This is a genomic window from Thioalkalivibrio halophilus (assembly GCF_001995255.1).
GTDB lineage: Bacteria > Pseudomonadota > Gammaproteobacteria > Ectothiorhodospirales > Ectothiorhodospiraceae > Thioalkalivibrio > Thioalkalivibrio halophilus.
On the sequence record NZ_MUZR01000020.1, the window covers coordinates 1 to 10,777 of the forward strand.

A 10,777-nucleotide genomic window follows, 5' to 3' on the forward strand; every position below is an offset into this window, starting at 1 on the left:
TCCGTACGGCACCCCGGCCGCCGGCCGGGGTGCCGTACGGACGTTCCGCCTCTTCCTGCAGCAGATCCGCGAGCCGGTCGTGCAGCCGGGAGCGCTCCGAACGCAGCATGGCTTCCAGTGCGCTTTCCCGGTACAGCGCATGGCGGAAACGGAACAGGCTCCCCTCGGAGGCGCCGGCGGGTTCGACAAACCCCTTGCGCATCAGCAGTCCCAGTTGCTGGCGTACGTCATCGGTGGAGCGTTCCAGCAGCCGGGCCAGGATGTTGACGCTGAAATCGCGCCCGATGACCGCTGCCGCACGCGCCAGTTCGCGCGCCGGACCCAGCTGTTCCATGCGCGCGATCAGGAGGTTGTTCAGGCCGGGGGGCAGTTCATCGCCGGGAGTGCCCGGGTGCCCGTGTTCGAGGGCGAAGCGGGTCAGCTCCTCGAGGAACAGGGGGACGCCCTCGCCCCGCGCGACCAGTTTGTCGCGTACCGCGCGTGGCAGGGCCTGGCCGGGGTCCAGCGCGGCCACCAGATGCCCGGCCGCCGCATTGTCCAGCCCCTGCAGAACGATGGACTCCATCTCCACGTCGCGCCATTCGCTGCGATAGCTCATGCGCGCGGTGAGCACCACCATCAGGGCGGCATCGCGGCTGCGGTGGTTCAGTCGCCGCAGGAATTCGGAAGTCGCGGAATCCATCCAGTGCAGGTCATCCACGATCAGCAGAAGAGCCCGGCCGCGCATGCCGGTCAGGGTCAGGTCCACCAGGGCGTCGAGCAGGTGGTCGCGGTCGACGTTTCCGGAGCCGAACAGTTCATGGTCCGGCGTGGCGGGCCGGGTCAGCCAGCCGGCGATGGCGGCGGCTTTTTCCGCGGCTTCGCCGTGGCGTTGCAGGAGCCTGCGGAGGAGGCGTTCGGCCGCCACTTGGCGGTTGCGTGTGGCCGCCCATCGTCCCAGCGTCTGGCGTACCGGGGCCAGCAGCTGGCGGGCCGTGTCCTCGCGGCATTTGAGGGCCCGGACCACGCCGTGACCATCCACCTGTTCGGCCAGGCCGCGAGCCAGACGGCTCTTGCCCATGCCCGCCTCGCCCTGGATCAGGACCCAGCGGGAGCCGCCACGACGCGCCCGGTCCCATTCGCCCCGCAGGCGGCGCAGTTCCGCATCGCGGCCGGCCAGCGGGGCCTGACGGGTCGCCGGGCGCGCATCCACGCGGTCGCGCGGACCCGGGTCTTCGATGACCCGGAAGCCGCCGGGACGTCCGCGCCAGGGCTGGAATTCAAAGAAACCTTCGAGGTTTTCCCGCAGCTCGGGCGACACCCACAGGATGCCGGGGCGCAGGGAACGCGCGATGGCCTGGACGCGTGCGGTGAAACGGCCGGCAGGGTCGGGGATGTCGGGGTCGTCACCGGTGATCACGGTGTCGATGTCCACCGCCGCGCGCAGTTCGACCCCGGACGGCGCGGTGCCCAGGGCCTGCCAGGCCGCCCGGACCGCGTCCATCATGGCCTCCTCGCGCCCGGCCGGGTAGCCGAAATATGCCAGCAGGCCCTGTCCCGGGGCGCGTACTACGTGGCCGTGATGCGCCAGCAACAGAGCGTCCAGCGTTTCCAGCGCCGTACGAATCCGTTCCCATTGTTCTTCGATGTCCAGGTGTTCGGGGGCCCGCAGATCGCAGACCACGAGCACCAGCCGGCGGCGCTCCTGGCGCAGGCCGATGGCAGAGGCCGGAGCGCGGTCGGTCCGCTGCGCGGCACCTTCATCGCGCGCGCGTTCGAGCTGTTCGCGGATTTCGGTCAGCGCCGGCCCGGGGGCGTGGCCGTCGGTTTCTTCCAGGAGCTGTTCCACGCGGCGATAGTGTTCTTCGGCACGTGCCGGCTGGCCGGCCAGCAGCAGGGTCCGCAGAAACACCGCATTCAGGGCCTCGTCCGCCGGGGCGAGGTCCAGCAGCCGCCGCATCTCGCGGATCCCGCGCTCCGGTTCGCCCGCGCGACGCAGGTATTCGTGGAGGCGCTCGACCGAGGCGCGCGCATGCGACCACAGGGCTTCGCGCTGCTGTCGCACCCAGTTTTCCAGGCGGGGCAGTCCTTCCGCCACCGCGTCGGTGGCGAGGAAATGCCCCTGATACAGTCCCAGGCGTGCCAGCTCGCGGTCGGCAAGGTTCAGGGCGTCATCCGGGCTGGCTTCGGGCGGAGCGACGTACGCGGTCGCGAGGGAGGTGTCTTCGGCAGTGATCCGGAGGAAATCGGCGTGGCAGCGATCGTCGAGCCGGAAGCCGACGTCGCGGGTCGCCGCCTGCAGGTTTTCCGCGAGGGTGTCGCCCAGGTGGCGGCGGATCTGGAACAGGCCCTGACGCAGATTGACGCGGGCGTTGTTGGAATCGAGTTCGGGCCAGAAGAGTTCGGCCAGTTCGCGGCGCGGGACACGGCGGGGGCTCTCGGCGACCAGATAGATCAGGAGCAGCCCGGCCTTGGTCCCGGACAGGGCCGGAATCTCGCGGTCGTCCACGCTGACCCGCTCGGTCCCGAGCGTCGTGATCTCCAGTTGCGCCAAGGCCTTCCCCCCGTGCCGACCACCGGCCATTCGGATCATACCAGTGTTGGCCGGGGCGCTGCATGACCCCTGGAGCACCAGGGTTGGGCGGGGTGGTGTCAGTCGATGCGGATGGTGCTGTACCCCTGCCGCTCGTAGCCCATGATGGACAGGAAGGTGTTGCCGACCAGCTCGATGCCGGGCAGCAGGTCCCGTTGTCCGAGATCGAAGCGCCGGGTGGCGATGCTGCAGGCCTCCATGTGCACGTTGTCGAGACCCTGCAGGTCCTGCAGGCGGTCGTGCAGGCGTTCGACCGCGTCGGCGTCGGCGAGGTCGAGATGATCGGTGGATTCCGCGACCAGTCCGGCAGCCCCGCCACGGAAGGCGAAGATCATGTGCGGTTCCAGGCCCTGGCGCTGCATGTCTTCGCGGGTCTCGAGGATCACGTCCAGACGGGCGATCAGGCGTTCGGGATCGCCCAGGGTCACGTCCCAGAGGATGCGTCCTTCCTCGAGTCCGTCGATGGCGCGATCGTCGCCCGGCTTGTCCGCCAGTGCGGGCAGCGCCAGGGCCAGCAGGAGCAGGAGCGCCAGACCGCGGAACAGGCCGGAGATCGAGCTGGAGATCGGGGAATGGTCGTGTGTCATCGGTCGCCTCCGTCGGATGCATTACTTGAAGATAGCAGGTGACGCTCCGCCAGCACGCGATAGGGGCCGGGGTGGCCGTCACGACCGGATTCGATCAGCACCAGATGGTTTGCATGCCAGACCACGGGGACGGCCGGTGCCTCGACTTCGGGCGGCGTCGGCGCGTGGCGGCGCAGGGTCACGTGCGGGTGGAACGGGCGCTCTTCGAGCCGGACCCCGGCGGCACGGCAGGCCCGGGCCGCGGCGCTGGCGAGGGTCTCCAGCGCCGGCGGGATGGATGAGGGCCCGATCCAGCTGACTCGGGCACCGCGGAAATGCCCGTAGCGGTCCAGGTGCAGGTCCACGGCATGTGCCGGGAACGCCGGCAGGGCCTGCGCCAGGGCCTCGGCGACCGACGCATCCACGGTGCCGGCAAAGGCCAGGGTCAGATGCAGGTGGGCGTGCGGTACCGGACGCCCCGGGCCCGGCAGTTCCCGGGCCCGCGCATGCAGGGCATCGCGGGTGGACGGGTCCGGCCACAGGGCGAAGAAGACCCGGCGTTCGGCGGGTGTGACAGTCACGGCGTTCACGGGCGCGGCAGGTTCTCGCGCTGGCGGCGTTCCCACAGGGTCTTGCGGCTGATGCCCAGGGCACGGGCCAGTTCGGTCTCGTTCATGCGGGTCTGATTCTCCAGCACGAACTGGCGGAAGTAGTCGTTGAGGCTGGTGCTCGCCGGGGGCTCCGGGGCTGAGGGGCCGCTGGCGGCTGGCGCGCTGGCATCGAGGCCGAGGTGCGCGGGCTCGATACGTGCTTCCGGGGCCAGCACCGCGCCGCGTTCCAGTGCGTTGGCCAGCTCACGGACGTTGCCGGGCCAGTCATGGCGGCGCAGGAGCTCCAGGGCCGCCGGTGTCAGCTCCGGCAGGCCGCCGGCGGAGCTGCGTTCGGCCAGGAAATGCCGGGCCAGGACTTCGATGTCCTCCGGTCGTTCGCGCAGGGGCGGGATCGCCAGTTCCAGCACCCGCAGGCGGTAATACAGATCGGCGCGGAAGCCGCCGTCGGCGATCATGCGCTCGAGGTCACGATGGGTAGCGGCCAGCAGCCGGACATCCACCTGCCGGGCCTCGCTGGATCCCACCGGCCGGATCTCGCCATCCTGCAGAAAGCGCAGCAGGCGGGCCTGGGCGGCCGGGGCGAGTTCGCCGATCTCGTCGAGGAACAGCGTGCCGCCGTGGGCACTCGCGATCAGGCCGGTGCGGGCCTGTACGGCCCCGGTGTAGGCCCCCTGGGCGTGGCCGAACAGCTCCGCCTCCACCAGGCCCTCGGGGATGGTGGCGCAGTTGACCGCGACGAAGGGACCGTTGGCCCGCGGCCCCAGACGGTGCAGTGCCCGCGCGGCCAGTTCCTTGCCGGTGCCGGATTCCCCGCGCAGCAGCACGGTGGATTCGGTTTGTCCGATGCGGCGGATCTGTTCGCGCAGGTGGCGGATACCGGGGCTGTCGCCCTTGAGGCCCAGGTCGTCGCTGCCGGTGTCCCGCTCCGCGTCCGCGTCGGGCTGCGCGCCGGCGCGTCGGCGCAGGGTGGCCCGCAGCGTCAGCAGCAGGGCGTCGTGGTCGAACGGCTTGGCGATGTAGTCCGCGGCGCCGTTTTTCATCGCCTCCACCGCCGACGGCACCGAGGCGTAGCTGGTCATGATCACCACCGGCGCGCGGGTCTCGCCCAGCAGCTGCGTGCCTTCGCCGTCGGGCAGGCGCAGGTCGGCCAGCAGCAGGTCCGGTTCGCCGCGCGCCAGCAGCCCGCGTGCCCGGGCGAGATCCTCCGCGGTGTCCACCGTCAGGCCGTGGTGGACCAGATAGCGGCTCACCGCACGCCGGATCGGGGCCTCGTCGTCCACCAGCAGGATGCGCGTCATGACGGATCTCCTCCGGGGAGCGTGAGCAGGAAGCGGGCGCCGCCCTCGGGGCGGTTGCTGGCGGTCAGGGTACCACCGTGATCCTGCACGATGGAGTAGGCGACCGGCAGCCCCAGCCCGGTACCCTGGCCGGTGGGCTTGGTGGTGAAGAAGGGCTCGAACAGCCGGTCCAGGCTGTCGGGCTCGATGCCCGTGCCCTCGTCCTCCACCACCACCCGGACGCGTCCGTCGCGGCGTTCCGCGCCCACGCGCACCGTGGCCCCCTCGGGCGAGGCCTGTTCGGCGTTGGTCAGCAGGTTGATGAAGACCTGCAGCAGGGGCCCGCGGGCCCCCCGGACCTGCAGCCCCGGGGCGTCCAGCCCGGAGGTCACGAAGTGCAGGTCCTTGCGGCCGGCCAGCCGGGTCAGGCGGATGGCCTCGTGGATCAGTTCCGCGGGGTCGAGGTCTTCGAACCGGCTGCCGGCCGGTTCCTCGGCATGGGCGAAGGTGATCAGCGACTGCACGATGTCGTTGATGCGACGGGTCTGTGCCAGGACGTCGTCGGCGATCGCACGGATCTCGTCGGGGTCGTCTTCCAGCGGCAGGGTCTGCGCGAGCGAGGCGATGCCGGTCAGCGGATTGCCGATCTCGTGCGCGACCCCGGCGGCGAAACGGCCGATGGAGGCCAGGCGGTCGCTGTGGGCGATCTCCGCCTCCAGCTGGGCGCGGTCCGTGACATCCTCGATCAGGATGATGCGTCCCTCGCGCCGCCCCTCGGAATCCAGCAGGTCGGACTTGTGCAGGTTCAGGCGGCGCCCGCCGTCCTCCAGTTCCAGATGCAGCTTGTACCATTGTCGGTCGGGGCTCTCGATGAACGCCGTCAGCAGCCCCCGCCAGGGTCGCGGCAGGCTGTCCAGCGGCTGCCCGGTGGCGGTGTCCGGCGGGATGCCGGTGAGCTGGCCCAGGGCCTGGTTCCAGCCGGTGATCTCGCCGCTGGCGGTCAGGCTGGCCACGCCCAACGGCAGTTCGTGCAGGATCTGGCGGTGGAAACGGCGCAGGGCATCCAGTTCGGCGGCCAGCCCGGACAGCGGCAGGGCGCGCGTCTCCAGCTGTTCCTCCACCCGGCGCAGACTCTCGCCCAGGGTATGGCGGCCGGCGGCGTCCAGGCGCAGGTGCTGGTCGACGATCATGCGTGCCAGCACCGGCCCCAGCAGTCCGGAGAGGTTGCGCTCGATGCGTTCGCGCAGGCGCCGCAGATCACTGCGCGAACGGGTGTGGCGCGGCAGGCCCAGTTCGTCCAGCGCCCGCTGCACCTCGTGGTGCGCCGGTCCCGGACCCAGGGTAGCGGCCAGCGCGGTCTCCATCTCGCCCACGTCACCGGCCAGCGGCAGCCCGCCGGCGGTTCCCGCGGTGGCGTCGCCCGGGCAACAGGCACGGCCGGCCTCGCGCTCCTCCGGATTGGGCCGGGTCAGCAGGGATACCGCCACGAACAGCAGCGCGTTGACCCCCAGGCTGAGGGTCAGGGCGAACGTCCAGGGGTCGAGATGGCCGGCCTGCAGCCAGTTCCGCGGGTCCGGCAGGCCGGGCAGGATGCCGGCGGTGTCCAGCAGTGGCAGCACCAGGGTGAACATCCAGCCGAGGATGCCGGCACCGAGGCCGGCGAGGAAGCCGAAGCGGGTGGCCCGGTTCCAGAACAGCAGCCCGGCCAGCCCCGGCAGCAGCTGGGCCACGGCGGCGAACGAGATCAGGCCCAGTTCGGCCAGCCCTTCGACCACCTGCAGCACGCCGTAGAAGGCGTAGCCCAGACCGATGATCAGTACCACCCAGGTGCGGCGGGCCCACAGCAGGCGGCGGTACAGGTTGCTGCCCGGCGCGTCGTCTTCCTGCAGCCGGCCGATCGGGGTGAGGTAATTGGTGCCCATGTGGGCCAGGGCCAGGGTGGTCACGATCATCATCGCGCTGGCCGCCGAGACCCCGCCGATGAACACCAGCAGCGCCAGCGTGGCCGAGTCCAGCCACCCGGCGATGCCGATGGCGTAGTAGTTGGGGTCGATCGCGAGCCCGGCCGCCTCGCCGGCCCAGTAGAGCACCGGCATCGGCAGGTTCAGCAACAGCAGGAAGGCCGGAAACGCCCACGCCGCACGGTTCAGGGCGCGCGGGTCGATGTTCTCGGTGAACAGCATGTGGAACTGGCGCGGCAGGAGGAAGGCGGCGGCGAAGGCCAGCACCATCATCGCGAACCAGCCGCCCTCGCGCACCGGGGCGTACAGTGCCTCGGTGGCCCCGGGGTTGGCGTCCAGCCATTCGTTCAGTCCGGCCGGTCCGCCGAACACCGCGAACAGCGCGACCCCGGCGATGCCGAGGATCGCGATCAGCTTGATCAGCGACTCGAAGGCGATGGCCAGCACCAGCCCCGCGTGTTTTTCGCGCGGGGCGATGTGGCGGGCTCCGAACAGGATGGCGAACGCGGCGATGGTGACCGAGAACGCCAGCGCCAGCAGGTGGGGCGGGGTCTCGGCCGTCAGTACTGCGGCGGATTCGGTGACCGCCTTGATCTGCAGGGCGATGTACGGGAGGACTCCGGCGAGCATGAACAGCGCGACCACCGGCCCGGTCAGGCGGCTGCGGTAGCGGAACGCGAACAGGTCCGCCAGTGAGGTCAGCTGATGCTCGCGGGTCAGGCGCAGCAGCGGTCGCAGCAGCCACGGGGTGGCGGCAAAGGCCAGGGTCACCCCGAGATAGATGGTCAGGTACAGATAGCCCTGTTCGGCGAGAAAGCCGATGTTGCCGTAGAACGTCCAGGAGGTGGCGTACACCCCCAGCGACAGGCTGAACACCCACGGACTGGCGGCCAGCCGGCCGACCCGCGAGCTGCGGTCGGCAACAAAGGCGATGCCGAACAGGATCGCCAGGTAGGCCACGCCCACCGCATAGATCAGCCCCAGGCTAAGGGTCACGCCGCCGTCCGGTGGCCAGTGCCACCACGCCGACAAAGCCCGCCCAGATGGCGAAGGGCCACCACCAGGCCGGCGCGGCTCCGGCCAGCCACAGCACCGGCGGGCCGAGGAACAGCAGCACGCCCAGCAGCGTGATCAGGACGCCGTGCGAGGTGTCCATGTCAGGCTTCTCCGTCGGGCCAGGGCAGGTGGCTGGCAGGCGGCAGCCGCCGGGCCAGTGGACGCCGAGCGAGGTGGTCCAGGGCCTCATTCAGCTGGACCTCCGGGGCATCGGGGCACAGCGGATCCGAGGGCGTCAGCTCGATGATCTCCAGGATCCGCGCCAGCACCCGGCGGGCCGCATCGTCATGCACCCCGGCGGCGCCGGTATGCTTGGAGAGCTTGTCGCCGTCACCACCCACCAGCACCGGGTGGTGGGCATGCTCCGGCGGGGCCAGCCCCAGCGCCGCATACAGCTGCAGCTGGCGTGCGGTGGACCCCAGCAGGTCGATGCCGCGCACCACGTCGGTCACGCCCAGTTCGTGATCGTCGATCACGGTCGCCAGCTGATAGGCATGCAGCCCGCCGGCACGGCGGATCACGAAATCCCCGCCCAGGGCCTCCAGATCCAGGCACAGGGGGCCCTGGAAGCGGTCTTCCACGGTCCAGTGACGGGTCGCGGCGCGGGCACGCAGCGAGCGCCCCTCGCGTCCCGGGGGCAGCCCCGGGCGGCAGGTGCCCGGATAGACCGGGCCTTCCCAGCCGGCGACGCCGGCGGTCCGGATCTCGCGCCGGGTGCAGGCGCAGGCAAAGGCATGGCCGGATTGCAGCAGGTGGTCGACGGCCACGGCGTAGACCTCGTCCCGGTTCGACTGGCGGGTGAGGGGACCGTCCCAGCCCAGGCCGAGGACGTCGAGAGTGGCGAGGATCGCATCCTCGGCACCGGCCCGGACGCGCGGGAGGTCGATGTCATCGATGCGCAGGTGCCAACGCCCGCCGACCGCGCGGGCGTCCAGCCAGGAGATGACGGCGGCGAGTACGGAACCGGCATGCAGGGGGCCCGAGGGCGTGGGCGCGAAGCGGCCGACGTACGGGCGGTCGGGCGCGGATGACATGCCGGGCGGGCAGGGGGACGGGCGGGTGCGGCCCGGTGCGGGCCGCACCGGGACCCGTCACGCCATCTGCTTTTCCTTGATCTCGGCCAGCTGCTTGCAGTCGATGCACAGCGTCGCGGTGGGCCGCGCTTCCAGCCGACGAATGCCGATCTCCACGCCGCAGGCCTCGCAGTAGCCGTAATCGCCGCTCTCGATCGAGCGCAGGGCCTCGTCGATCTTCTTGCTCAGCTTGCGTTCGCGATCGCGTTCGCGCAGTTCGAGGCCGAACTCTTCTTCCTGGGTGGCGCGGTCCGCCGGATCGGCGAAGTTGGCCGCGTCCTGGCGCATGTGGCCCACCGTGCGATCCACTTCCTGCGCGAGCTCTTCGCGCCAGGCCTCCAGAAGCTGGCGGAAATGCTCGAGCTGGTCCGGATTCATGTACTCTTCGTCCGGCTTCGGCTCGTAGGGCGCGATGCCTCCGGCGACCATGTGTTTCGTGGACGGCTTGGCGTTGGCGTCTTCAGCCATGCTGGGTGTTCTCCGGCTCGAAATTAAGGCGCACTTAGTACCAGAGAAGGGGGGCACGAGCAAGTGGTGTGCCATCATTTCATCCCATTAACATGTTCTGATTTACGCGCGGAGGCGGTTTTTTCATGGCATCCCTGCAGGCTTTGATCTTCGACGTCGACGGCACCCTGGCCGACACCGAGCGCGACGGCCACCGGGTGGCCTTCAACCGGGCCTTTGCCGAGGCCGGACTGGACTGGGAATGGAGCATGGAGCGCTATGGCGAGCTGCTGCGCGTGACCGGCGGCAAGGAACGCATCCGCCAGTACCTGACGGAAGACCACCCCCGAGTGCTGGAGGAATCGGGCATCGATGACCGCATCCGGGCCCTGCATGAGGCCAAGACCCGCCACTACGTGGCGATGCTGGAGGGCGGCGCGATCCCGCTGCGCCCGGGGGTGGAGCGCCTGCTGGACGAGGCCGCCGCGGCCGGTCTGCGCCTGGCGATCGCGACCACCACCACGCCGGCGAACGTGACCGCGCTGCTGCGCGCGACCCTGGGCGAGGAGGGGCCGGGGCGCTTCGAGGTGATCGCGGCCGGGGATATCGTCCCGGCGAAGAAGCCGGCCCCGGACATCTACACCCATGCGCTGGCCGAGATGGGCCTGACGGCCGCGGACGCGCTGGCGCTGGAGGATTCGGACAACGGGGTGCGCTCGGCCCGTGATGCCGGGCTGGAGGTGGTCGTCACCACCAACGATTACACCCGCGACCAGGATTTTTCCGGGGCGCTGGCCGTGCTGGACGGCTTTGGCGAACCGGGGGCCCCGGCGCGGTCGCTGGGCGGGGTGGCGCTGGACGGGGACATGGTGGACGTCGCCACCCTGCGCCGCTGGCTCGACCACGCCCGGTCGTGAAATCGGCCGGAGGGCCGGCTTCCCACCGGGGGCCAGGGTTCGCCCTGTAGGAGGCCAGCCCCCTGGCCGATCCGGCGCAGGAGCCGGCCCGGCGCAGGAGATTGCCCGGACGCACAATCGGCCGGAGGGCCGGCCTCCTACCGGGGGGCAGGGTTCCGTCCGTCGTAGGAGGCCAGCCTCTGGCCGACCCGGCGCAGGAGCCGACCCGGCGCAGGAGATTGCCCGGACGCACAATCGGCCGGAGGGCCGGCCTCCTACCGGGGGGCAGGGTTCCGTCCTGTAGATACCGTGTCTCGC

9 protein-coding genes are annotated in these 10,777 nt (G+C 70.8%); 1 reads left to right on the top strand and 8 read right to left on the bottom strand.

Annotation, left to right across the window (positions count from 1 at the left end):
• The 8 genes from B1A74_RS06760 to dksA form a co-directional block, all read right to left on the bottom strand.
• A partial coding sequence (locus tag B1A74_RS06760) for an ATP-binding protein (protein ID WP_208855985.1) occupies positions 1 to 2,533 on the bottom strand: 2,533 nt, incomplete at its 3' end.
• A gap of 98 nt (positions 2,534 to 2,631) precedes the next feature.
• Positions 2,632 to 3,159 (bottom strand): DsrE family protein, encoded by a 528-nt coding sequence (locus B1A74_RS06765; RefSeq protein ID WP_018946226.1) that lies wholly within the window; start codon positions 3,157 to 3,159, stop codon positions 2,632 to 2,634.
• Positions 3,156 to 3,728 carry an RNA 2',3'-cyclic phosphodiesterase gene (thpR, locus tag B1A74_RS06770; protein WP_077244163.1) on the bottom strand — a complete coding sequence of 191 codons (573 nt, stop codon included), beginning with the start codon at positions 3,726 to 3,728 and terminating at the stop codon, positions 3,156 to 3,158. The genes B1A74_RS06765 and thpR overlap by 4 nt, the downstream gene beginning before the upstream one ends.
• The gene (locus tag B1A74_RS06775; protein WP_077244164.1) at positions 3,725 to 5,047 is read right to left on the bottom strand and encodes a sigma-54-dependent transcriptional regulator; all 1,323 of its coding nucleotides are present in this window, start codon (positions 5,045 to 5,047) and stop codon (positions 3,725 to 3,727) included. The genes thpR and B1A74_RS06775 overlap by 4 nt, the downstream gene beginning before the upstream one ends.
• Positions 5,044 to 7,983, bottom strand: a complete 2,940-nt coding sequence (locus B1A74_RS06780; protein WP_077244165.1) for a sensor histidine kinase — start codon at positions 7,981 to 7,983, stop codon at positions 5,044 to 5,046. Before B1A74_RS06780 ends, B1A74_RS06775 begins: the two co-directional genes overlap by 4 nt.
• Positions 7,973 to 8,143 carry a hypothetical protein gene (locus tag B1A74_RS14320; RefSeq protein WP_018870925.1) on the bottom strand — a complete coding sequence of 57 codons (171 nt, stop codon included), beginning with the start codon at positions 8,141 to 8,143 and terminating at the stop codon, positions 7,973 to 7,975. Before B1A74_RS14320 ends, B1A74_RS06780 begins: the two co-directional genes overlap by 11 nt.
• A 1-nt stretch (position 8,144) precedes the next feature.
• Entirely contained in the window at positions 8,145 to 9,077 is a 933-nt protein-coding gene (gluQRS, locus tag B1A74_RS06785) for a tRNA glutamyl-Q(34) synthetase GluQRS (RefSeq protein ID WP_077244166.1), read from the bottom strand.
• 57 nt (positions 9,078 to 9,134) lie between these two features.
• The gene (gene dksA / locus B1A74_RS06790) at positions 9,135 to 9,584 is read right to left on the bottom strand and encodes an RNA polymerase-binding protein DksA (protein ID WP_018870927.1); all 450 of its coding nucleotides are present in this window, start codon (positions 9,582 to 9,584) and stop codon (positions 9,135 to 9,137) included.
• A 125-nt stretch (positions 9,585 to 9,709) separates the two neighbouring features.
• Between dksA and B1A74_RS06795 the strand changes: the two genes are divergently transcribed.
• Positions 9,710 to 10,480 carry an HAD family hydrolase gene (locus B1A74_RS06795; RefSeq protein ID WP_077244167.1) on the top strand — a complete coding sequence of 257 codons (771 nt, stop codon included), beginning with the start codon at positions 9,710 to 9,712 and terminating at the stop codon, positions 10,478 to 10,480.
• Positions 10,481 to 10,777 lie beyond the last annotated feature (297 nt).